We start from the raw sequence: 25,067 nt of genomic DNA, 5'->3' as shown, positions 1-25,067 counted from the left end.
ATTCTCACGGCGCCCCCGCCTCCGCCCCCCGCGCCGCCATGCCGGTGGCGTACGCCCCGGCCGTACCCGTGACGTACGCCACCGAAGGCCCGCCCCCGGGCGGCGTTTACCGATTCGTTACTCGGCAAGACGCCGTCCATGTCGAACAGAAGCAGACCCAGTGCGTCGTCGGTGATCGCCGGCATCGCGGATCTGGCCGCGATCGTGATCGGACTGTGGGTACTCCTGTACGTCCTCGACGCGAACCGCTCGAACGACTTCGTCGCCTTCGTGCACGACATCGCGAGCTGGCTCGCGGGCTGGTCCCGGGACATGTTCACCGTGGACCCCGACTGGTGGCAGGTCCTGCTCAATTACGGGATCGCCGCCCTCGTCTACCTCGCGGTCGGGCACACGGTGTCCAGGACCGTCAAACGGTGGTGACCTGACACCGCGCGTCAGCCGCGGGACCGGAGGCGCAGGACCGCAGTCCGCGGGACCGGAGGACCAGGGAGGGACGATGAGGGGACACCGGCTGTCGCTGTACGTGCTCAGCTCCAGTGCGCAGTGCGCGGTGATCCGCGTCGGCGGCGAACTGGACCACGGGGGCGAGCGGCTGTTCCTCGACACCGTGGGGTCGTGCGTGGACTCCGGGCACCGCTACGTCGTCCTCGACCTCACCACGCTCACCTTCTGCGACTCCCGCGGCCTCAACTGCCTCTTCGCGGTGCGCTGGCTGCTGCGCCGGCAGGGCGGCGAGCTGCTGCTCGCCGCCGTCGGCCGGCGGGTGACGTACCTGCTGGAGCAGACGGGCAGCACCGACATGATCGCCGCGTACCGCAGTGTGCGGGAGGCGCTGGAGCACGTGCCGGAGCCGCTGCGGGCTCGCTGGCCCCCCAGCGCGGTCCCGGGTGCCGCGCGCCCCCCTGCGCCCTGATAGTTGACGCGTGCTGCACATGGCCCAGGGACGGGCGGAAATGCGAGCTGGAAGGGATGTTGTCGGACCATGTTGGTTACGGGTGCAAAGTAACGGTCAGGTATAGCCGCCGTGATGACGGGTAGCTGCACACAACGCCTGTCGAGCAGAAGTCCACATCAGGGGGACACCATGACGACATTCGTGACGCGTGACCACGGACCCGGGACCGGCCCCGGCACGGCCGTCGACACGGGCACCGGCCCGGCCACCGACCCGCTCGCCGGCCTCGACCTGCCGCCGCCGCCCGAGCTGCGCGAGGCGAGTACCGCCGACGCGCGCGCCCTGTCCCGGATCCTCTTCGGCAGGCTGGCGGAGCTGGAGGAGGGCACGTACGCGTACTCGTACGTCCGCAACACCCTCGTCGAGCTGAACCTCGCGCTCGTCCGCTACGCCGTCAGCCGCTTCCGGCTGCGCAGCGAGTCCCGCGAGGACGTCGTGCAGGTCGGCACCGTCGGCCTGATCAAGGCGATCAACCGCTACGACCTCGGTGAGGGCACCGAGTTCCCCACCTTCGCGCTGCCCACGATCACGGGCGAGATCAAGCGCCACTTCCGCGACACCTCCTGGGCGGTGCGGGTGCCGCGGCGGATGCAGGAGCGGCGGCTGACGCTGGCGAAGGCGAGCGCGCGGCTGGAGCAGACGCTGGGCCGCGGCCCGAGCGTCGCGGAGCTGGCGGAGCAGACCGGTCTCGACCCGGACGAGGTCGTCGAGGGGCTGGTCGCCGCCAACGCGTACAAGACGTCGTCGCTCGACTACCACGCCGCCGACGAGGAGGGCGAGTCCTTCCTCGCGCGGCGCACCGGGGTGACGGACCCCGACCTGGAGAAGGTCGAGAACCTGGTGTCGCTCAAACCGCTGGTCGAGGCGCTGCCGGAGCGCGACCGCAAGGTGCTCGACCTGCGGTTCGGCGCCGAGATGACGCAGAGCGAGATCGGCACGGAGCTGGGCATCTCGCAGATGCACGTGTCCCGGCTGCTGTCCTCGATCCTCAGACGCCTGCGCGAGGGACTGACCGAGCCGGCGTGAGCGCGGGCGCGCGCCTGCGGCGGGGCGGGCGAGCCGGGCGCCCCGGCCGCGTACGGCACCGGAAGGCGACCGGGATCGCCGAGGCGGGACGCTCGGCGCGGGCCGCCGCCCGGGCCGCGGCCGAGGGCCTCGCCGCCGCCCGGCGGCCCGGCGGGCCCGGTGTGCGGCGGGCGGCGCGGGTGCTGCGGGGCGTCGGGCGCGGCCTGTACGAGGACGTCGCCGCCGCCCGGCGCGGCGGCCGGCCCACGGTGGCCCGGCGGCTGCGCCGGGCGGACCACGTGCTCTTCGCCCGGGTCGCCGCGACCCGCTGGCCCGGCGCCGAGCCGGTGCTGCCACGGCTGAGCCGGGGCGCCGACCACGGCGTCCTCTGGTTCGGCACCGCCGCGGCCGTCGCCGCGCTCGGCGGCCCGCGCGGACGCCGCGCCGCGCTGCGCGGGCTCGGCTCGCTGGCGCTGGCCTCCGCGACGGCGAACACGGCGGGCAAGGGCGCGTTCCGCCGTGCCCGGCCGGTGCTCGACGCAGTGCCCGTCATCCGGCATCTCACGCGCCAGCCGATCACGTCGTCCTTCCCCTCGGGACACACCGCCTCCGCCGCCGCCTTCGTGTGCGGCGTCGCGATGGAGTCGCCGCGCTGGGGGGCGGCGCTGGCGCCGGTCGCGTGGTCGGTCGGCTTCTCCCGGATCTACACCGGCGTCCACTACCCCAGCGACGTGCTCGCCGGGGCCGCGCTCGGGCTGGGCGCGGCGCTCGTCGTACGCCGCCTGGTGCCGCCCCGCGCCCGCGGGACGCACCCGGCGCCGCCGCCCGCCGGGGCGCCCGCGCTGCCCGCGGGAGCCGGGCTGTACGCCGTGGTCAACCCCGCTTCCGGCGGGCAGCAGTACGCCGACCCGGTACGGCAGCTCGCGGCCGTGCTGCCGGAAGCCCGGGTGGCGGTGGCCGATACTCCGGCCGGGCCCGGGGCGGGACCGCTGCCCGAGTTGCTGGACACCGCGGCGCGGGAGGCGGCGCGGCACGGCGGTGCCCTCGGCGTCTGCGGCGGGGACGGCACGGTGGCCGCGGCGGCGGAGGCCGCCCTGCGGCACGGCGTGCCGCTGGCGGTGCTGCCGGGCGGCACGTTCAACCACTTCGCCGCCGACCTCGGGGTGGCGAGCATCGCCGAGGCCGGCGAGGCGGTGGCGCGCGGCAGCGCCGTCGCCGTGGACGTCGGCCGGCTCCGCCCGGGGGAGCCGGGGAAGCCCGCGGGCCCGCCGGTCCTCTTCCTGAACACCTTCAGCCTCGGCGTCTACCCCGAGCTGGTGCGGTGGCGCGAGCGCTTCTCGCCGCCGCTCGGCGGGCCGCCGGGCACGGTCGCGGCGGTGCTGCGCGTCATGCGTACGGCGGAACCGGTCAGCGCGCGGATCAACGGCCGGCGGCGGGAGGTGTGGCTGCTGTTCGCGGGCGCGGGCGCGTACCACAGCGTGGGCATCGCGCCCGTGCGCCGCGACAACCTCGCCGACGGGGTGCTGGACGTGCGCATCGCCCGCGCGGGGGACTTCGCGCGGGCCCGGCTGCTGGCCACGGCCCTGGCCGGGGGCCTCGCCAGGACCCGGCTGTACGCGGCGGGGCGGCTGCGCCGGATCGTCGTCTCGGGGCTGCCGGAGGGTACGCGGATGGCCTACGACGGGGAGGTCGTCCCCGCGCCGACCGCGTTTGAGCTGGATAAGCTCGAAAGAGCGCTGACCGTCTACCGGCCGGCCAGGAGCTGACGCATCCCCGGGAGGTCCGCATGTTCGAGGCACACGACATCCGCGAGTGGCGCGGCCACCCCGTCCGCGGCGCGGACGGCGGCAAGATCGGCGAGATGGAGTCCGTCTACGTCGACACCCGTACGGACGTACCGTCCTTCGCCACCGTCAAGGCGGGCGTGCCCGGGCGCAAGCGGCTGGTGTTCGTCCCGCTGGACGGCGCGTCCGTCAGCCCCGGGTACGTGACCGTCGCGTACGACAAGGGCCAGGTCAAGTCCGCGCCGTCGATCGACACGGACGGGGAGCTGACGTTCGAGGAGGAGCCGGCGGTCTTCAAGCACTACGAGTTGGCGTACGAGTCGGGCGCGGCGGGCGAACGCCGGCTGGCCCGCCGCTGAACCCGCCCCCGGCCCGGTGCGTCAGGGCGCCGCGGTCCTCACCGCGGTACGGCAGGCACCGCAGGGCGCCGCGGCGGGCGTGCCGCCTCCGGCGTGTCCTCGCCGCGCGCGAGCAGCGCGTTGAACTGCGCACCCGCCAGCAGCGCCAGGTTCGAGAACCACAGCCAGATCAGGAAGACGACGACCCCGGCGAGTGACCCGTACAGCCTGCTGTACGTCCCCGCCGCGTACGACGCGTACATCGCGAACCCCACCGACGCCAGCAGCCACAGCACGCCCGCCAGCAGCCCGCCCGGCACGGCGTGCGACACGGCGCGCGACTCCGGCGGCCCCGAGCGGAAGAGCAGCAGCACCAGCAGCGCCGCCACGAAGACCAGGAACGGCCAGCGCAGGAAGTCCCACAGCGCCGCCGTCTGCTCGCCCATCCCCAGCGGCCGCCCCAGCGCCCGCATGCCGGGCCCCGTGACCACGAGCGTCAGCGCGCCGGACACCAGCAGCGTCAGCAGCAGCAGCGCCATCGCGAGGATCGCGGGCGCGCGGCGCAGCACGGGCCGGCTGTCGGAGGTGCCGTACATCGCGTGCAGGGCGCGGCGGAAGACGGAAAGGAAGCTGCACGCGGACCAGACGGCGCTGGCGGTGCCCACGGTGGTGAGGATCCAGGCGGTGGAGTGGCCGCGGGTGACGTCGTGGAGGGCGTCGTTGAGCGCGGTGTCGGTGCCGGTGGGGGCGAGCCCCGCGATGTAGGCGATGAGGGCTTCGGTGCCGGAGGGGTCGGCGAGGCCGATGACGGTGAGGGTGACGAAGAGCGTGGGCAGGACCGTGAGTATGGCGTAGTACGTGAGGGCGGCGGCCCAGTCGCTGATGTCGTCGTTCCAGAGGGCCACCGGGGTACGGCGCAGGGCGGCGCGGTAGCGCGCCCCGTTCGCCCATCTGCCCCGTGCGTGCACCCCACGCTTCATCGGCCCAGACTCCGATCGTCGCTCGCTCCGCCGACGCCCGCCCGGCTCACCGCCGCGGACCCCTCCTGTCTACCGTGTGCCCGGCGCGGGCCCGTAACAGACGGGGGCGAACAGGGGCGGGAGACCCGTGTGCGCCGGTCGTATGCCCGAACATACGCCGCGGCGCGGGCCGGCCCCGTGTCCGGCCCGCGCCGCGGCTGTCCCGGTGCGGTGGAGGTGAGCGGTGCGGGGTGCGCGAGGGAGGCGCACCGCGCGGTGTAAGTGACGTACGGACATGGCGCGGCGTCTGCTCACGCGCTCGCGTCGAGGACCTCCCGCAGCTTCGCGCCGAACGCCTCCGGCTGGCCCGCGTAGCCGAACTCCGCGTCGAGGAAGCCGCCGTGGTGGCTGGGGAAGACCGTCGCCTCCTGCCCGAGCAGCGCGGCCGTGCTGCGTGCCGTACGGGCCGTGAAGGTGTCGCCGGACTCCTCGCCCACCGCGATGACCACGCGCGTCGGCGCGGCGGCGAGCGCGGCCGGGTCCGGGCGGTAGCCGCTGACGGCCCAGGAGGCGTCCGAGAGCAGCGGGTCGTCGCGGTTGCCGTCGTCGTCGGCGGGCATGCCGAAGGCCGCCGGGTCCGGCGCGGGCTGCGCGAAGTAGGCGTCGGTGAACTCGCCCTCCCAGGCACCGAAGGCCATGAACGCCGCCATGCCGGTGCCCCAGCCCTTGGCGTTGTACGCGTCCGTGATCCCCTGCCGGGCCCGCTCCGCGGCCTCGGCGTCGGGGAGCGCCGGGATGATCGGCGGCTCGTGCGCGACGAGCGTGGTGACGTCCTCCGGGTACGCGGTCACCAGCGCCAGCGCCGTCACCGCGCCGCCGCTGCTGCCGAACAGCTCGACCGGGCCCGCGCCCAGCGCGGCGATGAGGGCGTGCACGTCCTCGGCCTGCGTCTGCGGGCTGTGGTCATGGCGGCCGTCCTTGCGGGTGCTACGGCCCAGACCGCGGGGGTCGTACGTGACGACGGTGCGGTCCGTGAACTGCGCCGCCAGCGCACGGAAGCCGCTGGCGTCCATGGGCTGGCCGATGAGCAGCAGCGGGGGGCGGCCGTCGGCGGTCGGCAGGGGGCCGCGCACGTCGTAGACGAGGTCGGCGCCGGGGAGGTTCAGCGTGTGTGTGTCCATGTCCGTGCAGACGGTCTGGCGGGCGCAAACTCATCGGCGCCGGATGCGACTCGCCTAACTGCAACTCTACGGTTGCAGCAAACCGAGCCCATGTGCAATTCTGTGGTTGCAGATAGACCCACGAGGAGGAACCGTGAACGACATCGCGTACACCGACGCGGAGCTGGCGGAGCTCGACCGGGTCGCCCGCCAGATCGACATCGACGCCCCCGCCGCCCGGGTCTGGGACCTGGTGGTACGCCCCGGCTGGTACATCAACGAGGGCGAGGTCGACCCCGAGCCCGACCTGAGCTACGAGGGGGACGTGGCCGTCGTCCGCGGCGACAGGCTCGGCGAGTTCCGGTTCAGCACCGTGGAGCTGGACAAGCCGCGCTACGCCGCCTTCCGCTGGCTCACCGGCCGGAACCAGCAGGGGGCCAAGGGCTCGACCCTCGTCGAGTTCTGGATCGACGAGCGCCCCGGCGGCGTGACGCTGCGCGTCGTGGAGAGCGGCTTCTCCCGCCTCTTCGACGAGCGGTCCGCCTGGCTCAAGGAGCGCGAGGGCAACGACGTGGGCTGGGCCGAGGAGCTGGCGGCCGGCAAGCGGTACGTCGAGAAGACCGCCGCCGCGGCGCCGCGGTCGTGACCGCGGCCGCCGGCCCCGCCGTCGTGTGTGCCGCGCTCGGCGAGCCGACGCGCTGGACGATACTCACCCGCCTCGGCGAGGGCCCGATGTCGGCGTCCGCGCTGGCCAAGGTCATGCCGGTCAGCCGGCAGGCCATCGGCAAGCACCTCGACGTGCTGCGCGAGGTCGGTCTGGTCGAGTCCGAGCAACGCGGCCGGGAGGTCGTGTACGTGGCCGTGGGCGCCCGCCTCAACGCGCTCGCCCGGGAGCTGGACCGGATCGGCCGGGCCTGGGAGACCCGCCTGCTGCGGATCAAGGAGCTGGCGGAACAGCCCGGCCCCGACCCGCAGCCGCCGAGCTGACTCCAAGCGGAACCCCCTCCCCGGGCAACCGGGGAGGGGGTTCGCGCGTCACCGGGCGGCGCGGCTGCGTACCAGGAGGTACAGGAAGTACGGCGTGCCGATGACCGCCGTCATCAGGCCCGCGCCGAGCTGCGCCGGGGCGATCACCGAGCGGCCGATGACGTCCGCCGTGCACACCAGCACCGCGCCCAGCAGCACCGCGACCGGGACCACCCGGGTGTGCTGCCGGCCCACCAGCGCCCGCGCCGCGTGCGGCGCCACCAGGCCGACGAACCCGATCGTGCCCGCCGCCGACACCGCCGTGCCGGCCAGCACGACGCTCAGGATCAGCAGCCACAGCCGGCTGCGGCCGAGGTCGAGGCCGAGCAGCCGCGGCGTGTCCTCGTCCAGCGAGACGAGGTCCAGCTCCCGGCGGCGTACCAGCGCGATGGCGAGCCCCACGACCAGGACGATCGCCAGCGGTACGACGTCCGGCAGCGTCCGCCCGTACGTCGAGCCGGAGAGCCAGGTCAGCGCCATCGTCGCGTTGAACGGGTCGGTCAGCACGATCAGCAGGCTGATCAGCGCCGTCGAGGCGGTGGCGAAGCCCATGCCGACGAGCACCAGTCGGTTCTGCTGGAACCCGCCGCGGGCGGCGAGCCCGAAGACCCCGACCGAGGTGAGCGCCGCGCCGCCCAGCGCGGCGGCCGACAGGCCCCACGAGTTGGGCACCGACACCGTCGTCACCAGCAGCACCGCGCCGAGCGCCGCGCCGCCTGAGACGCCGAGCACGCCCGGCTCGGCCAGCGGGTTGCGGGTCACGGCCTGCACGATCGTGCCGGAGAGCGCGAGCGCGGCGCCGGCCAGCAGCGCGGCGAGCACCCGCGGGACGCGGGTGTCCAGGACCACCTCGGTGGTCGGCCCCGCCCGGCCCTGCAGCCAGTTGGCGACGTCCCCGAGGAGCAGCTTGGTGTCGCCGACCAGCAGTGCGATGACGGTGACGGCGACCAGCGCCGCCACCAGCACCGCCGTGGTGACCACGAACGTGCGGTGGCTGCGGATGCGCAGCTTGTCGGTGTCGGCCGCGCCCGCGGTGTCCCGCAGCCGGGCGGCCATCACGACGAGGAACACCGCGCCGACGAGGCTCGTGACCACGCCCGTCGGTACGGAGACCGCCGTGTCCGACGGCACCATGGCCCGCAGCAGCACGTCCGAGCCCAGCACCAGCGCCATGCCCAGGAGCGCCGCCAGCGGAATGCCCGCCCGCGTCTTGCCGTACGTACGGAACCTGCGGGCGACCGACCGCACCAGCGCCGGCGCGCACAGCCCCACGAAGCCGATCGGCCCCGCGAGCGTCACCGACGCCGCGGCGAGCAGCACCGCGAGCAGCACCGCCGTGACGCGGGTGGCGCGTACCGGGACGCCGAGCCCGCGGGCGGCGTCGTCGCCGAGGGCCAGGGCGTCGATGCGCCGGGAGAGCAGCAGCAGCCCGGCGAGCCCGGCGACCGCGAGCGGCAGCATCTGCGTGACGCCGTCCCAGCCGCTCTGCGAGATGCTGCCCTGGTGCCACTCGTAGAGGCCCTGCGTCTCCTCGGGGAAGAGCAGCAGCATCCCCTCGGTGACCGCGTACAGGCCGAGTGTCAGCGCGCTGCCGGCGAGCACCAGCCGTACGGTGCCCGTGCCCAGGCCCGAGAGCCCCAGCACCACCGCGGCGGCGGCGAGCCCGCCGGCGAACGCGATGCCGGAGGACGCCAGCAGCGGCAGTGACACCCCGGTGGCGGCGGCCAGCCCCAGCGCGGCGTACGAACCGGCGTTGACGGCGAGCGTGTCCGGCGAGGCCAGCACGTTGCGGCTGACCGCCTGGAGGGCGGTGCCGGCGATCGCCAGCGCCGCGCCGACGACCAGACCTGCGACCATCCGGGGCAGCCGGGACGCGATGACGACGGAGGAGTCGGCCGAGTCCGCCTGGCCGGTGAGCGCCTTCCAGACCTCGGCGGTGCCCGCATCCGAGGTGCCCTGGGTCAGGTCGACGACCGCGAGGGCCGCGACCAGCAGCGCGATTCCGGCGGCCACCACCGCCGCGCCCGTACGGGACCGCACGGTCGGCGGCGGCGGGGCGGGCGCGGCGGCGGTGGCCGGGGCGGTGACGGCCATCGAGGCCACCGACTACTTCGTCAGCGCGCCGACGAGGGCGTCGACGTACTGGTTCATGGATCCGACGCTGCCGAACATCCAGATGCCGTCGTCCAGCCGGTGGACGTCGCCCGCCTTGACGAACGGCAGCGACTTCCAGACGGAGTCGTCCTTCAGCTCGCCGGTGAACGGGGTGCTGGCCTCGTCCTCGTCGTTGCCGATGTAGACGAACTGCGTGTCCGCGGGGAGCTTCGTCAGACCCTCGACGTCGGTCGAGCCGAGGCCGTAGTCCTTGTCGCCCTTGACGTCCCAGGCGTTTTCGAGGCCCAGCCGCTCGTTGACGCCGCCGAGCAGGGAGCCGCTGGTGAAGGGGCGGATGGAGACCTGGTTGGAGACGACGTAGCCGTCGGCGAAGGCGATCTTCCCGCCGCCCAGGCCGGCGTCGCCGAGCGCCTTCCTGCCCTCGTCGAGCTTGGCGTCGAAGTCCTTCTTCAGTTTCTCGGCCCGGTCGGTCGTGCCGGTGGCCTTCGCGATGAGGTCGAGGTTCTCGGTCATCTGGCCGACGGGGTCGGAGGCGTCGGCGGAGCGCAGGGTGAGCACCGGGGTCCGCTCGCTCAACTGCTTGACGGCCGACTCCGGCAGGTCGCTGGTGGCGATGATCAGGTCGGGGTTGAGCGAGGCGATGGTGTCGATGCTCGGCTCGCCGCGGGTGCCGATGTCCTCGGGCTCGCCCTTGAGCGGGACCGCGGAGTCCCAGGTGTTGTAGCCCTTGACGTCGGCGACGCCGACGGGGTCGACGCCCAGCGATATGAGGTTCTCGACCACGTTCCACTCGGTGCCGACGACCTTGGTGGCGGGCCCGTCTTCGAGCGTCACCTTCTTGCCGGTGGAGTCGGTCAGGGTGATCGGCTGCGCGGCGCCCTTGCCGGCGCCGCCCTTGTCGTCGTCGTCCGCGGCGTCTTCCGTGGTGCCGCAGGCGGCCAGGGTGAGCGTCGCGGCGGTGGCGACCGCCGCGGTCAGCAGGAGGCGTGTCATGAGGAAGTGCTGAGCCTTTCGCTTCGCTTGTGGTGCCGGCCGATCGCGCGGGTGCGCAGCCGGCCCGTCAGGGGGTCGTCGTCGACGTCGATGCGGATTCCGTACGCCTTGCTGAGCAGTTCGGGCAGCAGGACGTCCTCCGGGCGGCCGTCGCCGACGATGCGGCCGTCGTCGAGCAGGACCATGCGGTCGGCGACGGCCGCCGCCTGGTCGAGGTCGTGCAGGACGGCGCCCACCGCGATGCGGTGGTCGTCGGCCAGGTCGCGTACCAGGTCGAGGAGTTCGACCTGGTAGCGCAGATCGAGGTGGTTGGTCGGCTCGTCGAGCAGCAGCACGCCGGTGTCCTGCGCGAGGCAGCCGGCCAGCCAGACGCGCTGCAACTGCCCGCCGGACAGGTGCTCGGCGCCGCGCTCGGCGAGTTCGGTGACGCCGGTCATCGCCAGCGCCCGGTCGACGGCCGCGCGCCCGCCGGGGTCGGAGGCGCCCCAGCGGCCGCGGTACGGGTAGCGGCCGAACTCCACGACGTCGCGCACGGTCAGCCCGCTGGGCGTGGGCCGCCCCTGGGTGAGCAGCGCGACGTGCCGGGCGAAGTGCCGGGTGGACATCGCGAACCCGTCGGTCTCCTCGTCGATGACGAGGCTGGCGCGGCGGGCCCGTTGGAGCCGCGCGAGGGTGCGCAGCAGCGTCGACTTGCCACTGCCGTTGGGCCCGACGAGGACGGTCACCTCCCCGGGCCGCAGCCGCAGCGAGGCGTCGTGGACGACGTCGACGCCGTCGTACGCCACGGTGACGTCGGCGGCGGACAGGGCGTGCCCGCGGGCTCCCGCGGCGGTGGGCGTGCTCTCTCCGGCTCTCACGGGAGCTTAGGTTAACCTAACCTCACCCCGCCTCGGCAGTCGGTACGCGAGGGAAGATTGCGCGCCGCCCGCCCGGGGCCGTCCCCCTCGCCTTCCGCGGACCGGCCGCCTACGCTTCCCCGCGCCCCCATCTCCCCGAGGAGGCCCGCCCGGTGAACTGGTGGAAGAAGCTCCGTAGGGCCCTGACAGGTGGCGAAAAGCACACCGGCCCCTGGTGCGACGCCTGCCGCAGACGGGTGCCGGGCCCGGTGACGAAGGCGCCGCCGCCCGGGGTGCTGTCCCCGTTCTACGTGGGTGCGCCGGGCCGGGTCGACTCCACCGTCGTCCGGGAAGCCTGCGACGACTGCTGGCGGCGGCACCGCGAACTCACCGCGGAAGGCGAGGCGGACTACCGCGGGGCGCATCCCGTCGAGAAGTACGTCGCGGCGCTGCGGGACCCCGACCTGTCCGTCCGCGAGGACGCCGCGCGCGTGCTGACGACGCTGCGCGACCCGCGCGCGGTCGCGCCGCTGATCACGGCGATCCGGTCGGAGATGCACCATCCCCGGGTGGAACGGTCGTACTACGTCGGCACCCTGATGTTCGCGCTCGCCGACACCGGCGGCGAGGAGGCCCGTCGTCACCTCGACGCACTGCTGCGCGCGCCCGCGTCCTGGCGGGAGATCCACCGCCCGGACTTCTACCCGCTGATCCCGGCCGTCGACTGGGTCGCCCCGGCGCTCGCCGTCCTGGGCGACACCGTGATGCTCCGCCCCCTGCTGGACCTGCTGGCGGAGGACCGGCCCGTCCCGGTGCGCCGCCGGGCGGCGCAGCACCTGGTCCGCCTCACGAACGGCGGCGCGGGCCGGTGGTCGGTGGACGGTCCTGTGGTGTGCGAGGTCACCGCGGAGGGGCGGAGGACGTTCACCGAGGGGATGCGGGCAGCGGCGGACGACGCGGACGAGACGGTACGCAGGTACGTCAGGAGTGCGCTGGCGCAGGTCGGGGCCTGGTAGCCGGGCCGCTTCCGGGCGTACGCGTGGGGCTTCGGCGGGGCCCGGCGGCGCCGGGAGGCGAACCTCACTGGCGCGCGAGGGGGGTGGCGGGGCGAGAATACGGGTGGGCGGCGTGCGGATGCCGGACCCACACGCGGGCGCGAGGCACCCGCGGCGCCCGCAGACGAGCACATCCTGGAGGCTCCGTGACCGCCGCACCACCGCGTACGACAGCCGCCCCCGTCGGCGGCGGGGAGGCCGCGCCGGCCACCGTGCCGTGGGCCGCCGCCGTGGGGCAGCGGGCGCCGTGGCTGGCGGCGCTGAGCCGCCGGGCGTGGTTCCCGCCCGCGCTGGCCGCGGTCGCCGGGGTGCTGCTCGCGCTGGCCTTCCCGCCCTACGGGCTGTGGCCGCTGGCCGCCGTCGCGCCCGCGGCGCTGTTCGTGCTGCTGCGAGGCGCCCGCCGCAAGCGGGACGCGTTCTGGCTCGGCACGGCCTTCGGCGTCGCGTTCTTCGTCCCCCTGCTGTGGTGGCTGTCCAACCTCGGCATCCTGCCGTGGCTGCTGCTCAGCGTCATCCAGGCGCTGATGCTCGGCGGCCTGTGCCTCGCCGTGCCGCCGCTGGTGCGGCTGCCGGTGTGGTGGCTGTGGGCGGCGGCCTGGTGGGTGGCGGTCGAGGCGGTGCGCTCGCGGGCGCCGCTGGGCGGCTTCCCCTGGGGCCGGCTGGCCTTCAGCCAGGCCGACGCCCCGACGCTCGGCTGGGCGTCGGTCGGCGGCGCCCCGGGGGTCAGCGCCGTCGTCGCCCTCACCGCGGGCGCGCTCGCGGCGCTGGTCACCGCGCGGACCGCGCACCGGGTGGTGCCGGCGGTCGCGCTGGCAGGGGCTGTCGCGCTGGGGGCGTGCGGGATGCTGCTGCTGCCGAGCGCGGGCGACGCGGGCGACGAGCGGGCGACCGTGGCCGTGGTGCAGGGCAACGTGCCGCGGGCGCGCAGCCTGGAGGAGCAGGCCCGGGTCGAGATGGTCGCGGAGAACCACATCGCGGCCACCGAGGAACTGGTCGAGGACATCAGGGCGGGCCGGGCGGAGCGGCCGGACCTGGTGCTGTGGCCGGAGAACGCCACCGACCGCGACCCGCGCAACGACCCCGTCCTCAGCGCCCGGATCTCCCAGGTCGTGGACGACCTCGGCGCCCCCGTCGTCGTCGGCGCCATCCTCGACGCCCCCGGCGACCGCATCCGCAACGCGGGCCTCCTCTGGCTCCCGGGCAGCGGCCCCGGCGAGTACTACGCCAAGCGGCAGCTCGTGCCCTTCGGCGAGTACATCCCGATGCGCTCGCTGCTCGGCGGCTTCGGCGACCTCCAGCTCATCCCGCGCGACTTCGAGCCGGGCGAGGAGGCGGTGCGGCTGGACGCCGGGGCCGTGCGGCTGGCGGAGTCGATCTGCTACGAGGTCGCGTACGACGGCCAGGTCCGCGACCAGGTGCGCACCGGGGCCAACCTGCTGGCCGTACCCACCAACAACGCCACCTATATGCGCGACGGCAACCTCGGCGAGCCCGAGCAGCAGCTCGCGATGTCGCGGCTGCGGGCGGTCGAGCACGACCGCTCGACGCTGGTCGCCTCCACGACGGGCATCAGCGCGATCGTCACGCCGGACGGCGAGACGGTCGACGAGACGGGCCCGTGGCGCCGTGAGGTGCTGACGGCGGAGGTCCCGCTGCGCACCGACGAGACGCTGGCGACGCGGGTGGGCTCGGCCCCGGAGTGGGCGATCGTGGCCCTCGCGGCGGGCGCGGTGGGCACGGCGGTGTACCTGCGCCGTCGCGATGCCGCTCCTGCTGAGGCTGCGGCTTCGGCTGCGGCTTCGGCTTCCGAGGCCCGTACGCCGACGGAGGACTGACCCGCCACCGTGACGGGCCTGGGGGCGGACTTCCGGCGGCTGTGGTTATCCTCCGCGGTCTCCAACCTCGGCGACGGCGTCCGCCTGACCGCCCTGCCCCTGCTGGCCGCCGCCGTGACCCGCGACCCGGTGGCCGTCGCCGCCGTGTCGGTGGCGGCCGAACTCCCCTGGCTGCTGGTCAGCCTCCCCGCCGGCGCCCTGGCCGACCGGGTCGACCGACGCCGGCTGATGGTCGCGGTCCAGCTCGTCCGGATGTGCCTGGCCGCGCTTCTCACGGCGACCGTCCTGGCCGACCGCTCCTCGATCGCGGTGCTCTGCGCCTTCGTGTTCCTGCTGGGGATCGGGGAGGTGGTCTTCGACGCCGCGGCGCCCACGCTCCTGCCGCGGATCGTGCCCCGGGAGCAGCTCACGCGCGGCAACGCGCGGCTGTTCGGCGTGGAGCTGGGCGCCAACGAGTTCGCCGGCCCGCCGCTCGGCGGCTTCCTCTTCCGGCTGGGGCAGGCGGTGCCGTTCGTGCTCGACGCGGTGAGCTTCGCGGCCAGCGCGGCGCTGCTGAGCCGGCTGCGGGGCACCTTCCGGCCCGCCGGGACGGCGGAGGCGCCGAAGGCCGGGGTGGGGCGCGCGATAGGGGAGGGCTTCGGGTGGCTGTGGCGCCATCCGGTGATCCGCACGCTGTCGGTCGTCGTCACCTTCATGAACCTGGCGCGCGCGATGACCATGGCCGTCTTCGTGCTGTACGCCCTGGAGACGCTGCACCTGTCGGCGGTCGGCTACGGGGTGCTGTCCAGCGCCGTCGCGGTCGGCGCGGTCGCCGGGTCCTGGGCCGCCGAGCGCATCCGGCCCGCGGCGGCCGGGCCGTGCCTGGTGGCGGCCGTCCTCGGGCACGGGCTGACGACGGTCGCGATGGGGGCGACCTCGAATCCGTGGGTGGCGGGGGCGAGCAGCGCCGGGTTCGGGTTCGCGACGATGACGTGGAGCGTGCTGACCGCGGCCGTGCGGCAGACCGTCGTGCCGGACCGGCTGCTGGGGCGGATCAGCAGCGTGCACCGGTTCCTGAGCTGGGGCAGCCTGCCGCTGGGTTCGCTGCTGGGCGGGGTGCTGGCGGCGGCGTACGGGCTGCGCGTGCCGTTCGTCGCGGGCGGGGCGGCGGTCGTGCTGGCGGCGCTGGTCGCGGCTCGTACGCTGCTGGGGGTCTCGGCGCTGCTCGCCGGGCCGGGCGGGGCCGACGGGCCCGGCGAGGCCGCTGGGCCCGGCGGCGGTGGCGGTGGGGTCAGTGGAAGCGGGTCGTGACGATGCGGGCCTTGTAGATCTGGGCGCCGGGGCGGGTCTTCGACTGGCCGCCGGAGAAGTAGACGGTCGGGCCGCCCCACGGCGGGTCCGCGGGAGTGGGGTCCAGGGTCCACATCGCCTCGCCGTCGGTGTAACGGACGTACGACTTGACGTAGTTCTCCTCGGAGATGATCGTCACCTTCCGCGTCGCCTTGTCCAGCGAGTACACCCGGCCGCTGTCGGTGACCCACAGCTTGCCGGGGTCGGTGTAGTCGGGCTGGATGTCGTGGCCGTTGCCCGCGAACGCGATGTCCGTACCCGACTTCACCAGCCGGGCCGTGGAGTTGGCGCCCGTGACCCGGTAGGTGCGGATGACCGTGCCGCCGGTGACCCAGAGGAGGTCGTTCACGTCGTCCCAGAGCACCGCATGCGGCTTGGGCATGTCGGTGATCGTCTGCACCTCGCGGAGCGTGGAGTGGTCGCTGTTGGCGCCGCCGTAGACGTGGATGCGGTCGCGGGTGCCGGCGACGACGACGGCGGCGACGTTCGGGATGCGCTCGATGCAGTGCGGGTAACTGGCCACGGACGTCTCCCAGATGAGGTCGCCGCGGTCCAGCCGGTTGCCGTTGCCGGTGACGGCCACGATGCCGGCGCGGCCGTTGCCGGGCTGTCCTGCGGTCATCAGCGCGATCGTGCCGTAGCGGGTGGTCGCGCGGAAGCGGATCTCGAACGGGTCGTCCCAGCCGTTCGTGGTGCCGGGGGTGAAGCTCCAGTTGGACGCCCCGGACCAGTCGCCGGTGCGGTCGAAGACCTGGAAGCTGTTGGTGGCCTGGTCGGTCAGCGCGATGGGGTAATTGGCCACCGCGGCGTTCGCCTTCGACGCGCCGAGGGTGACGGCGGCCGGCGCGGCGACCGCGCCGGCGAGGGCTCCGGTGAGCAGGCTGCGTCGCTTCATCGTCCGTCCATCCGTTCGTCGGCTCGTTGGTGGGGGCTCGGCCCTTTTCCGTTGTAATGCACGGGTAATGCACGCCGGTTGCGCCGCGGTTGCGCGGTCTGGGGGACGTACACCGACTTCATGATCCTGTCAGGGGCATGACTTCCCACGGCCATTCTACGCGCATAGTCTGAGCGCCGGCACGGCCGACTGCCGGCACTCCCGCGGCAGTTGGCGCACACCCCCAGGCCGTGCGCCGCGACCCGGCGCACCTACCCGAGGAGTCCCCATGCGCCCCACCGCAAAGAAGGGTCTGGTCGCCGCCGGCGTCACCGCGGCGGCCCTCCTGGCAACCGCCGCCCCCGCCGAGGCAGCCCCCGCCGACAAGCCCCAGGTGCTCGCGAGCTTCACCCAGACCAGCGCCACGAGCTACAACACCTGGGCCGCCGCCGAGGCGAACCGCGGCGCCTGGTCCGCCTACGCGTTCAACTGGTCGACCGACTACTGCAGCAGCTCCCCCGACAACCCCTTCGGCTTCCCCTTCCAGAAGGCGTGCCAGCGCCACGACTTCGGCTACCGCAACTACAAGGAGATCGGCGGCTTCGACGCCAACAAGTCCCGCCTCGACAGCGCCTTCTACGAGGACCTCAAGCGCGTCTGCAACCGCTACTCGGGCGCCACCAAGACCTCCTGCAACAGCACCGCCTGGGTCTACTACCAGGCCGTCCGCGCCTTCGGCTGACCCCGTCCCCACCCCCGATCCGGCCCCGGCGGTGCCCCCATGCCGCCGGGGCCGGACGCCTGTTCGCCGGCACCTCGATGTGGGGGTTGAATAGGGTCCGGCGGTGGGGGTGCGGGGATGAGTTTCCGGCTGGCGGCGTACGCGGTGTGCATCGAGGACGGGCGGGTGCTGCTCGCCCGTTACGTACCGCCGGAGGGCGAGAGCAACTGGACTCTTCCGGGCGGCAGGGTGGAGCACGGGGAGGATCCGTTCGATGCGGTGATCCGGGAGGTCGCCGAGGAGACAGGCTGCGCCGCGGTGGTCGATCGTCTGCTGGGCGTGGATTCGAGGGTGATCCCCGCGGCCGTCGCACGGGCGGGAGTCGAGCACCAGAACGTCGGCATCTTCTACCGGGTCCGCATCGCGGGCGGCCGCCTCCGGCCCGAACCGGAGGGCGACATCGCGGAGTCGGTGTGGACCGCGGTCCCTGATGTCGCCGGGCTGCGCCGTTCGTCGCTGGTGGACATCGGCCTCGCACTGGCGCAGACCCTTCCGGCGACCGGCCATGTCGCTCCTGTCCGCGTCGGCGGCCTGATCCGGCACTGAGGCGGTCGCCGCGGCCGTCCGCGGCCGTCCGCGGTCACCGGACGCCGAGGGGAAGCCCGGCGACGACGGCTTTGCCGCAGACGCGGCGCGGGACGACGGCCCAGGCGGCGGTGAGCGCGTCGACGAGGAGGAGCCCACGGCCGCCGCAGTCGGCGGCGGCAGGTGCGGTGAGGAAGGGCGTGCCGGGGCCGGGGTCGGAGACGGCGAGCCAGTAGTGGCCGTCGGCGGGCCAGAGGAAGAGCTCGATGAGGTGGTCCGAGTCGGGGCGGGCGCCGTGGCGTACGGCGTTGGTGACGAGTTCGGAGGCGAGGAGCTGGAGGTCATCGCCGAGGCGGGGGTGATGGGGGCGGGGCAGGGCGTCGAGGACGGCCCGGCGGGCGCGGGGGACGGAGAGGGGATGGGCGGGGAAGACGCAGCGGACGGGGAGGGGCGGGATGGTCGGAGTGGGGGCGGAGGGGTGTGGGGGCATGGCGTACTCCCGGGCGGGGGTTGGGCGTTGACTTGCCGGTGGCATGCCTCCCTGGACGCGAGCACGCCCACCCCAGGGAGAGCGGGCATGCTCGCGCGGTGCGCTTCCGGCGTTGCTGTGAGTACCTTTCGCGCAACCGAGAGTAGCCATAGGTTGGCATAATTGCTACCTCCCCTCGGAGAATCTCTCTTGTCGCAGGAGGCACGGACATGGCCGTCAGGAAGACACCCACCCAGCGGCAGCAGCGCCTGGGCAGCGAGGTGCGGAAGATCCGTACGTCAGCCGGGATGTCCACCACGTACGCCGCCGGATTACTGGGACTGGACAGCGGAAAAATTTCCTATATGGAGTCTGGCCAGCGCACGATCAGCGCGGAGCGGCTTCGGACGCTGGCCTGCAACTGCCACTGCACCGACGAGAAGTACGTCGAAGCGCTGGTCGAAATGACGCAGCGCGAGCCGAAGGGCTGGTGGGAGCAGTACCGGGGCGTGCTCCCGCACGGGCTGCTGGACATCGCGGAGTTGGAGGCGCACGCGGTCCGGATGCGTGTCGCGAACACCGTGCACGTCCCCGGCTTGCTGCAGACCTCGGACCACGCCCTGGCCATCTTCCGCAGTGCTGTACCGGCTCTGCCCGAGCACGAGGTGGGCCTCAGGCTGGCTCATCGCGCGAAGCGCCAGGAAGTGCTCGCGCGAGACGACCGCCCCGACTACGTCGCCGTCGTGCACGAAGCCGCACTGCGTATGCAGTTCGGCGGCCGTCGCGTCGCGCAAGCGCAGTTGCACCACCTTCTCGACATGTCCGAACGCGAGAACATCAGCATCCAGGTCATCCCGTTCACCCACGGGGCGTTCCCGGGGGCAGGACAGACCATCCTCTACGCCGACGGGCCGGTCCCACGGCTGGACACCGTGCAAGTCGACAGCGCCCACGGCCCGGACTTCCTTCACGCGGACGGCCAGCTCTCGAAGTACCGTTCGCTGCTGGACCAGATGGAAGAGGTGGCCCTGCCGCCGGAGCAGTCCCGTGACTGCATCCGCAGCATCGCCCGCCAACTGTGAGGAGTGACCGCATGTCCGCCCCCATCGACTGGGAAGACCCCTTCTGCGCCGAGGGCAACTCGTGCTTCCGGATAGGCACGGACGCGGAGGGCAACGCGCACATCGCCGTGGCAGGCAGGGAGGAGCACCGGGTCACCGACTCCGTGGAAGCCCTCCGCACGCTCATCCGGGACATCAAGGCCGGCAAGGCGGACCACCTGCTGTAACGGACCAACCCGGCGTCGGAAGGGGCGGCGTCGGGGGTACCGGCGTCGCTTGGGCACCCCCCGGGCCACCCATCTCCTGATGATGCGGGCCTCCGTCCGGTGTCAAGGGCGCTCCTCTCCGCTTCGCTGCGAGGAGCGTCGCTGCGCGATGGGGCTTCGCCCCACCCTTGACACCGGACTCCGGCCCGTAACGACCGGCGGCTATGAGTGGCCCGGGGGGAGCGGCACCCCGTCGAAGGGCCTACGGAGCGGTGCCCGGCGGACGGGGGCCGACGCCGCCGGGGCGGGGCCACCCCGCTCGCGGACAGGCCCGGCGCCGCCTCGGACCGGAGCCGGGCGACTGGACTGCGGAGGGACCGGGGGCCGAGCTGGGGTGAACGGTGTCGCATGGGGGAGCAACGCCCAACGCCTGCTGCACGACGTGCACCCGCCCGGTGATCGCCCACCGGGGCACTGTCCGTACCGCCGCGGCGGAGAAAATGAGCTGTAACTCGTGGTAACACCCCTGGATCCGGCCCGAATCAGCCCCAGCCGCCGACTTTCACCCACCGGGCCGCACCCACCGGGCCACAGCCCATCCTCCAGTACTCGGATCACGCGGAACGCACGCGACCGAGACGAACTCGCGGTAACCCATGGCAAAAACCGGCCCAAACCGCCCACCGGCCCCGACTTTCGCCCATCGATACACGCGCGGCCGGTTCCGAGGCCGGCCACCGTCGTTCAGGGTGCCTAGTTGTTGTGGGGCGGGAGGTTGACGTCGCGCCGGCCCGATCGTGAATGTATGCGGATCGCATATAGTTCTGGTCATGGAGCCCAACCTTGAAGAAGCGATCAGCGAGTGGCACGCGAGCGTCAACGCCGGCGACCTGCCGCGGTCTGCGCAGGCGGTCGGTGATCCAGTCGTCGTGCTCGGCCCGAAGGGTGCGGGTCCGATCACGCGTGCGCAGTTCGCCGAGTGGGTACATCACTCGCCCCTGCGGGCCGGTTGATGCTGGACCAGGCGCATCGTTGGCAGGAGGAAGTGTTCGCTGAGCTGACCAGAGGCTGGAGCGACAAGAAGCGCCGCGACTTCCAGCAGGCGATGACCGACCTGATGGAGCGCTCCTAGGCGATGGACGCATGAGCCACGCCAACGCCCCGCTCAGCAACGAGGGACGCCGCCGGTTGGTCCAGACTCCGGGCCGGTGTCACCAACGTCCAGCCCTCATACACCTAGGGCGTTTTGCGAAAGTGGATCTTGAGCTGTGATGATCATGGTGTGGCGCGAGGGGACTTGACGGACTGGCAGTGGGCTCGACTGGAGCCGCTGCTGCCGGCGGGGAAGAAGTCGGGGCGGCCACGGACGTGGGCGCGGCGGCAGTTGATCGACGGGATACGGTGGCGGACCCGGGCTGGCACGCCCTGTCGGGACGTCCCCGAGCGGTACGGCCCATGGGACCGGGTCTACGACCTGTTCCGCCGCTGGCAGCGCGACGGCACATGGAAGCGGATCCTGGAACAACTGCAGGTCCAAGCCGATGTACAGGGCCTGATCACCTGGGACGTGAGTGTGGACTCGACCGTCTGCCGTGCCCACCAGTACGCCGCCGGCGCGCGCAAAAAGGGGATCTGCAGCGTGAGCCGCCCGGTGGGGGTCGACACCGAGCCGGACGATCACGGGCTCGGACGCTCCCGCGGCGGCCTGACAACGGAGATCCACCTCGCGGCCGAGCAGGGGCAGAAGCCGCTGTCCCTGCTGGTCACTGCGGGCCACCGTCACGACAGCCCGCAGTTCCAGCCCGTCCTCGAACGCATCCGCGTGCCTCGCACCGGTCCCGGACGCCCACGCACCACGCCGGACAGGGTCCGTGCCGACGAAGCCTACGGATCCCGTGCGAACCGCTCCTACCTGCGCAGGCGCAGGATCGGATGCACCATCCCGGAGAAGGCCGACCAGCTCCGCAACCGCAAGAAGCTCGGCTCCCGAGGAGGTCGGCCACCGGCCTTCGACAAGGACGACTACAAGGAACGCCACACCGTGGAGTGCGGGATCAATCGGCTGAAACGGCACCGCGCAGTGGCCACGAGATACGACGAACTCGCCGTCCGATACGAGGCGACCGTGCTGGTCGCAGCCCTCAACGAGTGGCTGTGACCAGCGCTTTCGGGACCGACTCTAGGTGTGGAATGTGGTGGTTGCCTCCAGGGCCGCCCGGCCGGTCGCGAACCGGTTTACCGGTGCGTCCTCGTCGGCGTAGCCGAAGGAGACGCCCACGAGCAGCTTCCCCTCGTCCACTCCGAGTTGATCGCGGACGGTGTCGGCGTAGAAGCTGAGCATGCCCTGCGGGCAACTGGCCACGCCGTAGCCGGTCATGGCCAGCAGCAGCGTCTGCAGGTAGGCGCCGACGTCGGCGGCCAGTCGCGGCCCGCCGTCGCCGGTGACGAACAGGAACGCGGCATGGGGCGCCCCGTAGAAGCCCATGCTCTCCACGTCGTAGGCCGCGCGGGCCGTGTGGTCATCGGGGCCGATGTCCAGCGCTCCGTACAGACCGGCGCCGAAGGCGGCCCGCCGTTCCTGGTGGACGGGGGCGTATATGTCCTCGGAGTACGGGTAGTCAGCCGTGACAGGTCGCTCACTGTAGGCCGTCCGCAGGGCGTCGGCCAGACGGTCTCGCCGTGCGCCGCCGACCACCTCGACCCGCCACGGCTGCGCGTTGGAATTGGACGGCGCGGCGCCGGCCAGGGAGAACACCGCGCGCAAAACGTCCTCGGGCACCGGGTCGGGACGGAATGCGCGGGTCGCGCGGCGCCCGCGGATCAGCTGCTCGGCGTACTCCGGCGTTCGCGTCCCGCCCGGCTGTGTCCCGCCGGTGGGCGCCTCGCTCGTGCGTGTCCGGGTGAAGACCGGTCCACTCATGGAACTCTCCTCAGGATCACTGAAGTAAACAGAATCGTTTACCTGAAGTCGCACTATAGCCAGCCACCCCCTCCGAAGTAAACAAGAACGTATACTTACGTCATGACCACGATGACGACGGCGTCTCGACGGCCGGGGCGCGGAGGGCGGGAGCGCATCCTGGCCGCCGCGGCCGGACTGTTCGCGGCCCAGGGGATCAACGCGACCGGCATGGAGCAGATCGCGGAGCGGGCGCCGGTGTCCAAGCGCACCCTTTACGCACACTTCAGGACCAAAGACGAGCTGGTCCTCGCCCACCTCAAGGACCTCTCCTCGACGGGACGCACCCTGGAGGGCGTGCTGGCACGCGAGGACATCCCCGCCAAGGAGCGAATCCTCGCACTGTTCGACCCGCCCCCGACCGGCACGGATCCCGTGCGCGGATGCCCGTTCATCGACGCCGCCGCGGAGTTCCCCGACCCCCAGAACGCGGTCCACTCCTACGCCCGCGAACAGAAACTGATGATGGCGCGGCTGGTGACCGACCTGGTAGCGGAACTGGGCTGCCGCGAGCCCGCCGTCCTCGCCGAGCAACTCGTGACCCTCGCGGACGGCGCCGCCAGCCGCGCCATGGTGCTGGGCGAGTCGAACTACGGCCGGCACGCGCGGACAGCGGCGGAGACCCTCCTGGAAAACGCGCTGCCGACCACGATCTGACAGGTCCCACCGGGTTGCTCGGTATGCCTAGCGCCTGATGCAAAGATCCCGCCGCTCGACCGAGAGGAAGGCGGGACTTTCACAACAGGTCCTAGGCCGTTTCGTTCGGATCATCGAACCCTTGGCAGGCGAGCGCGCCTATCGAGTGCGGTGCCTCCGAGGGCCCCTGTAGCCTGGCGCCGCTGATGTTGGGGGGGGACCGTGGAGAACATCCTGTCCGTGGCCATTGGGGCCGCTATCGGCCTCATAGGGGTGCTGTTCGGTTCGTGGTTTACCGCTCGCCGGCAGGACCGCATGTGGCTGCGCGAACAGAAGCTCAAGGCCGGGATCGGCTTCAACACGGCCGTAGTTCAGCTCCTGGACTACCTGAAGGAATCACAGCTGAGTGACGACGGCCCTGGAGCCAACGAATTGGCGAACCGGATGCAGGAAGCACGCTCAGCTCTCTACCTGCTCTGCGCCAGCGACACTGTCGATCTCGCCGATGCTCTCGCGCGTCGGGTGTGGCGCACCCGGCCCACCGACGGCAGGGACGACCGCCGGGCCGAGTTCCGGGAGACGTTGGACCTCCTGCGTCGCTTCACCCGCCAGCTCCGGCAAGAGATCGCCAGCTCGTAGTCCTCGCCAGGTCACCGGGCGGACCAGAGGAAGATGCCTGCGCTGTGTAGCCCGGCCAGGTATACGGTGGCGGTCTTCTCGTAGCGAGTGGCGATGCCCCGCCACTGCTTCAGGCGGTTGATGCACCGCTCGACGGTGTTGCGCTGCTTGTAGGCATCGCGATCGAAGGCCGGTGGTCTGCCGCCTCGACTGCCTCTTCGTAGCCGGTGGCCCTGCCGGTCCGCCGGGACAGGGATCACCGCGCGGATGCCGCGCCTGCGCAGGTGCTCGCGGATCGCGCGGGAGGAGTACGCCTTGTCGGCCAGCACGACCTCGGGCTTGGCACGGGGCCGTCCTCGCGGTCGGGGGACGCGCAGGCGTGACATGACCTTCGTGAAGGCGGGAGCGTCACCGACCTGTCCGGCGGTGACGTGAAAGGCCAGGGGCCGACAGTTGCCGTCGGCAGCGAGGTGGATCTTTGTGGTCATTCCGCCGCGGGAGCGGCCAATGGCATGGTGGTCAGGCTCAGCAGCCGGAGCCCTTTTTTACGGGCCCCGGCCGCGTGCTGGTGAGCACGCACGATGGTGGAGTCCACCGAGACGGCCCAGTTCAGATCCTCGTCCGCATCAGCCTGGGCCAAAAGTGCGGTGAACGCTCGCTCCCAGGTGCCGTCGACATCCCACATCCGCAGTCGGTTGTACGCGCCTCGCCAGTTGCCGTACTTCTCTGGGCAGGTGGACCCATTGCGTTCCGGTCTGGAACTTGAAGACGATCGCGTCGATCACCTCCCGATGATCACGCCACCGGCCACCCCGCTTTGGCGCCCGGTCCTGGAGTAACGGCTCGATCCGCGCCCACTGCGCATCCGTCAACGGCACACCCGGACCAACGATCAGATGATCTAAACGAAACGGCCTAGTGCTGTGACCGGGATGGTTCACCGTGATCGGGAGGTGGCTCGCGGGACGAGCGCACGCGAAACGGCTGATATGACTGAGGCATGCAGGAAGAGATTGCACGCTCCGCGATCGACATGTTCATCTCGGCGTTCAACGCCTCGGACGAGAGCTATGTGACTGCCCTGCTCTCCCAGGCTCTGACCTCGGACGTGGTCTTCTGGGGGCCGTTGGGGCGCAGCGAAGGAATCGAGGTGGTCGAGCGGTTCGTGCTGGACATCCGGCGCCACCCGGCGGGGACCGGCACGATGGTGCGCTGCTCGGCGGTGGACATGCCTGGCGAGTGGGCCCGGTACCAGTGGGTCTTCACCGCGCCGGACGGAGGTCCCCGCCTGGCGGGAACGGACGTCGTCCATCTGCGGCGGAGCCTCATCGACCAGGTCATCGTCTTTGCGGGGGAGATCGAACCGTCCGCTTCCTGAGTCATCCTTCTGCCGCCGTCCTCCTCCTGAACTTGCCCCCTTCGGCGCTCGGGGGCTGCGGTTCATCCCACCGCCACGACCGCCAACCCGTTGGACCTATGCGGTTACGGCACGAGGCGGAGGAATGGGACCGCAACTCGCGGTAACACCCCCACCGAACTGGGGCA

27 protein-coding genes and 1 pseudogene are annotated in these 25,067 nt (G+C 72.6%); 19 read left to right on the top strand and 9 right to left on the bottom strand.

Features of this window, described 5'->3' with window-relative positions; translation table 11 throughout:
• Window positions 1-138 precede the first annotated feature (138 nt).
• From OG946_RS16520 to OG946_RS16500, 5 genes are all read left to right on the top strand, one after another.
• Window positions 139-423: a hypothetical protein gene (locus tag OG946_RS16520; protein WP_326796866.1), complete on the top strand. Its 285-nt coding sequence runs from the start codon at window positions 139-141 to the stop codon at window positions 421-423.
• A gap of 76 nt (window positions 424-499) precedes the next feature.
• Entirely contained in the window at window positions 500-916 is a 417-nt protein-coding gene (locus OG946_RS16515; RefSeq protein ID WP_326796865.1) for an STAS domain-containing protein, read from the top strand.
• 171 nt (window positions 917-1,087) lie between these two features.
• Complete coding sequence (locus OG946_RS16510; protein WP_326796864.1) at window positions 1,088-1,984, top strand: SigB/SigF/SigG family RNA polymerase sigma factor; 897 nt, start codon at window positions 1,088-1,090, stop codon at window positions 1,982-1,984.
• Between the two features lie 203 nt (window positions 1,985-2,187).
• Entirely contained in the window at window positions 2,188-3,729 is a 1,542-nt protein-coding gene (locus tag OG946_RS16505) for a bifunctional phosphatase PAP2/diacylglycerol kinase family protein (protein WP_442814626.1), read from the top strand.
• Window positions 3,730-3,749: 20 nt separating this feature from the next.
• Window positions 3,750-4,106 (top strand): PRC-barrel domain-containing protein, encoded by a 357-nt coding sequence (locus OG946_RS16500; RefSeq protein ID WP_326796863.1) that lies wholly within the window; start codon window positions 3,750-3,752, stop codon window positions 4,104-4,106.
• Between the two features lie 38 nt (window positions 4,107-4,144).
• Here OG946_RS16500 and OG946_RS16495 read toward each other — a convergent pair whose 3' ends face one another.
• Both OG946_RS16495 and OG946_RS16490 read right to left on the bottom strand, forming a co-directional pair.
• On the bottom strand, window positions 4,145-5,065 hold the full coding sequence (locus OG946_RS16495; protein ID WP_326796862.1) for a YihY/virulence factor BrkB family protein: 921 nt from the start codon (window positions 5,063-5,065) through the stop codon (window positions 4,145-4,147).
• 290 nt (window positions 5,066-5,355) lie between these two features.
• Complete coding sequence (locus tag OG946_RS16490; protein WP_326796861.1) at window positions 5,356-6,225, bottom strand: alpha/beta fold hydrolase; 870 nt, start codon at window positions 6,223-6,225, stop codon at window positions 5,356-5,358.
• A gap of 133 nt (window positions 6,226-6,358) precedes the next feature.
• On the opposite strand from OG946_RS16490, the gene OG946_RS16485 reads away from it, so the two are divergent.
• On the top strand, window positions 6,359-6,850 hold the full coding sequence (locus tag OG946_RS16485) for an SRPBCC domain-containing protein (protein ID WP_326796860.1): 492 nt from the start codon (window positions 6,359-6,361) through the stop codon (window positions 6,848-6,850).
• Window positions 6,847-7,191 carry an ArsR/SmtB family transcription factor gene (locus OG946_RS16480; RefSeq protein WP_326796859.1) on the top strand — a complete coding sequence of 115 codons (345 nt, stop codon included), beginning with the start codon at window positions 6,847-6,849 and terminating at the stop codon, window positions 7,189-7,191. The genes OG946_RS16485 and OG946_RS16480 overlap by 4 nt, the downstream gene beginning before the upstream one ends.
• A 48-nt stretch (window positions 7,192-7,239) precedes the next feature.
• On the opposite strand, the gene OG946_RS16475 is transcribed toward OG946_RS16480, so the two are convergent.
• Genes OG946_RS16475 through OG946_RS16465 form a run of 3 tightly spaced genes read right to left on the bottom strand, consistent with a single transcriptional unit; the run spans window position 7,240 to window position 11,195 of the window.
• Entirely contained in the window at window positions 7,240-9,324 is a 2,085-nt protein-coding gene (locus OG946_RS16475; protein ID WP_326796858.1) for an iron ABC transporter permease, read from the bottom strand.
• A gap of 12 nt (window positions 9,325-9,336) precedes the next feature.
• A complete protein-coding gene (locus OG946_RS16470; RefSeq protein WP_326796857.1) occupies window positions 9,337-10,338 on the bottom strand; it encodes an iron-siderophore ABC transporter substrate-binding protein in 1,002 nt (333 codons plus the stop codon).
• A complete protein-coding gene (locus OG946_RS16465; RefSeq protein WP_326796856.1) occupies window positions 10,335-11,195 on the bottom strand; it encodes an ABC transporter ATP-binding protein in 861 nt (286 codons plus the stop codon). The genes OG946_RS16470 and OG946_RS16465 overlap by 4 nt, the downstream gene beginning before the upstream one ends.
• 152 nt (window positions 11,196-11,347) lie before the next feature.
• On the opposite strand from OG946_RS16465, the gene OG946_RS16460 reads away from it, so the two are divergent.
• The 3 genes from OG946_RS16460 to OG946_RS16450 all read left to right on the top strand — a co-directional run bounded on the left by OG946_RS16460 (window position 11,348) and on the right by OG946_RS16450 (window position 15,354).
• Entirely contained in the window at window positions 11,348-12,190 is an 843-nt protein-coding gene (locus OG946_RS16460; RefSeq protein ID WP_326796855.1) for a HEAT repeat domain-containing protein, read from the top strand.
• Window positions 12,191-12,375: 185 nt separating this feature from the next.
• Window positions 12,376-14,064, top strand: coding sequence for an apolipoprotein N-acyltransferase (lnt, locus tag OG946_RS16455; protein ID WP_326796854.1), 1,689 nt, complete (start codon window positions 12,376-12,378; stop codon window positions 14,062-14,064).
• Window positions 14,065-14,073: 9 nt separating this feature from the next.
• Window positions 14,074-15,354: an MFS transporter gene (locus tag OG946_RS16450; protein WP_326796853.1), complete on the top strand. Its 1,281-nt coding sequence runs from the start codon at window positions 14,074-14,076 to the stop codon at window positions 15,352-15,354.
• On the opposite strand, the gene OG946_RS16445 is transcribed toward OG946_RS16450, so the two are convergent.
• Entirely contained in the window at window positions 15,335-16,288 is a 954-nt protein-coding gene (locus OG946_RS16445) for a DUF6528 family protein (RefSeq protein WP_326796852.1), read from the bottom strand. The genes OG946_RS16450 and OG946_RS16445 overlap by 20 nt on opposite strands.
• 268 nt (window positions 16,289-16,556) lie before the next feature.
• Here OG946_RS16445 and OG946_RS16440 point away from each other — a divergent pair, with 268 nt between their 5' ends.
• Entirely contained in the window at window positions 16,557-17,009 is a 453-nt protein-coding gene (locus OG946_RS16440; RefSeq protein WP_326796851.1) for a phospholipase, read from the top strand.
• Between the two features lie 117 nt (window positions 17,010-17,126).
• A complete protein-coding gene (locus OG946_RS16435) occupies window positions 17,127-17,594 on the top strand; it encodes an NUDIX hydrolase (RefSeq protein ID WP_326796850.1) in 468 nt (155 codons plus the stop codon).
• Between the two features lie 34 nt (window positions 17,595-17,628).
• On the opposite strand, the gene OG946_RS16430 is transcribed toward OG946_RS16435, so the two are convergent.
• On the bottom strand, window positions 17,629-18,063 hold the full coding sequence (locus OG946_RS16430) for an ATP-binding protein (protein WP_326796849.1): 435 nt from the start codon (window positions 18,061-18,063) through the stop codon (window positions 17,629-17,631).
• Between the two features lie 209 nt (window positions 18,064-18,272).
• On the opposite strand from OG946_RS16430, the gene OG946_RS16425 reads away from it, so the two are divergent.
• The 4 genes from OG946_RS16425 to OG946_RS16410 all read left to right on the top strand — a co-directional run bounded on the left by OG946_RS16425 (window position 18,273) and on the right by OG946_RS16410 (window position 21,467).
• Window positions 18,273-19,124: a helix-turn-helix domain-containing protein gene (locus OG946_RS16425; protein ID WP_326796848.1), complete on the top strand. Its 852-nt coding sequence runs from the start codon at window positions 18,273-18,275 to the stop codon at window positions 19,122-19,124.
• Between the two features lie 11 nt (window positions 19,125-19,135).
• Window positions 19,136-19,330, top strand: a complete 195-nt coding sequence (locus OG946_RS16420; RefSeq protein WP_326796847.1) for a hypothetical protein — start codon at window positions 19,136-19,138, stop codon at window positions 19,328-19,330.
• 958 nt (window positions 19,331-20,288) lie between these two features.
• Window positions 20,289-20,441: a hypothetical protein gene (locus tag OG946_RS16415; RefSeq protein WP_326796846.1), complete on the top strand. Its 153-nt coding sequence runs from the start codon at window positions 20,289-20,291 to the stop codon at window positions 20,439-20,441.
• A gap of 150 nt (window positions 20,442-20,591) precedes the next feature.
• The gene (locus tag OG946_RS16410; RefSeq protein ID WP_326796845.1) at window positions 20,592-21,467 is read left to right on the top strand and encodes an IS5 family transposase; all 876 of its coding nucleotides are present in this window, start codon (window positions 20,592-20,594) and stop codon (window positions 21,465-21,467) included.
• A 21-nt stretch (window positions 21,468-21,488) separates the two neighbouring features.
• On the opposite strand, the gene OG946_RS16405 is transcribed toward OG946_RS16410, so the two are convergent.
• A complete protein-coding gene (locus OG946_RS16405; RefSeq protein ID WP_326796844.1) occupies window positions 21,489-22,229 on the bottom strand; it encodes a nitroreductase in 741 nt (246 codons plus the stop codon).
• 102 nt (window positions 22,230-22,331) lie between these two features.
• Here OG946_RS16405 and OG946_RS16400 point away from each other — a divergent pair, with 102 nt between their 5' ends.
• Window positions 22,332-22,925, top strand: a complete 594-nt coding sequence (locus OG946_RS16400) for a TetR/AcrR family transcriptional regulator (RefSeq protein WP_326796843.1) — start codon at window positions 22,332-22,334, stop codon at window positions 22,923-22,925.
• Between the two features lie 201 nt (window positions 22,926-23,126).
• Window positions 23,127-23,543, top strand: coding sequence for a hypothetical protein (locus OG946_RS16395; protein WP_326796842.1), 417 nt, complete (start codon window positions 23,127-23,129; stop codon window positions 23,541-23,543).
• 11 nt (window positions 23,544-23,554) lie between these two features.
• On the opposite strand, the pseudogene OG946_RS16390 reads toward OG946_RS16395, so the two are convergent.
• Window positions 23,555-24,415, bottom strand: a pseudogene (locus tag OG946_RS16390) (IS5 family transposase).
• Window positions 24,416-24,522: 107 nt separating this feature from the next.
• Between OG946_RS16390 and OG946_RS16385 the strand changes: the two are divergent.
• Window positions 24,523-24,900 (top strand): nuclear transport factor 2 family protein, encoded by a 378-nt coding sequence (locus OG946_RS16385; protein WP_326796841.1) that lies wholly within the window; start codon window positions 24,523-24,525, stop codon window positions 24,898-24,900.
• The last annotated feature ends 167 nt before the right edge of the window (window positions 24,901-25,067 follow it).

Source organism: Streptomyces sp. NBC_01808, from assembly GCF_035917395.1.
In the GTDB taxonomy this organism is placed as follows: Bacteria; Actinomycetota; Actinomycetes; order Streptomycetales; family Streptomycetaceae; genus Streptomyces.
The sequence above is the reverse complement of the archived record's forward strand: the minus strand, read 5'-3'. Positions and strand labels throughout refer to the sequence as shown.

Coding starts and splice junctions, on each gene's coding strand:
- OG946_RS16520 (WP_326796866.1), top strand. CDS start 139: ATGTCGAACAGAAGCAGACCCAGTGCGTCGTCGGTGATCGCCGGCATC.
- OG946_RS16515 (WP_326796865.1), top strand. CDS start 500: ATGAGGGGACACCGGCTGTCGCTGTACGTGCTCAGCTCCAGTGCGCAG.
- OG946_RS16510 (WP_326796864.1), top strand. CDS start 1,088: ATGACGACATTCGTGACGCGTGACCACGGACCCGGGACCGGCCCCGGC.
- OG946_RS16500 (WP_326796863.1), top strand. CDS start 3,750: ATGTTCGAGGCACACGACATCCGCGAGTGGCGCGGCCACCCCGTCCGC.
- OG946_RS16495 (WP_326796862.1), bottom strand. CDS start 5,065: ATGAAGCGTGGGGTGCACGCACGGGGCAGATGGGCGAACGGGGCGCGC.
- OG946_RS16490 (WP_326796861.1), bottom strand. CDS start 6,225: ATGGACACACACACGCTGAACCTCCCCGGCGCCGACCTCGTCTACGAC.
- OG946_RS16475 (WP_326796858.1), bottom strand. CDS start 9,324: ATGGCCGTCACCGCCCCGGCCACCGCCGCCGCGCCCGCCCCGCCGCCG.
- OG946_RS16470 (WP_326796857.1), bottom strand. CDS start 10,338: ATGACACGCCTCCTGCTGACCGCGGCGGTCGCCACCGCCGCGACGCTC.
- OG946_RS16445 (WP_326796852.1), bottom strand. CDS start 16,288: ATGAAGCGACGCAGCCTGCTCACCGGAGCCCTCGCCGGCGCGGTCGCC.
- OG946_RS16440 (WP_326796851.1), top strand. CDS start 16,557: ATGCGCCCCACCGCAAAGAAGGGTCTGGTCGCCGCCGGCGTCACCGCG.
- OG946_RS16435 (WP_326796850.1), top strand. CDS start 17,127: ATGAGTTTCCGGCTGGCGGCGTACGCGGTGTGCATCGAGGACGGGCGG.
- OG946_RS16430 (WP_326796849.1), bottom strand. CDS start 18,063: ATGCCCCCACACCCCTCCGCCCCCACTCCGACCATCCCGCCCCTCCCC.
- OG946_RS16425 (WP_326796848.1), top strand. CDS start 18,273: ATGGCCGTCAGGAAGACACCCACCCAGCGGCAGCAGCGCCTGGGCAGC.
- OG946_RS16420 (WP_326796847.1), top strand. CDS start 19,136: ATGTCCGCCCCCATCGACTGGGAAGACCCCTTCTGCGCCGAGGGCAAC.
- OG946_RS16405 (WP_326796844.1), bottom strand. CDS start 22,229: ATGAGTGGACCGGTCTTCACCCGGACACGCACGAGCGAGGCGCCCACC.
- OG946_RS16400 (WP_326796843.1), top strand. CDS start 22,332: ATGACCACGATGACGACGGCGTCTCGACGGCCGGGGCGCGGAGGGCGG.
- OG946_RS16385 (WP_326796841.1), top strand. CDS start 24,523: ATGCAGGAAGAGATTGCACGCTCCGCGATCGACATGTTCATCTCGGCG.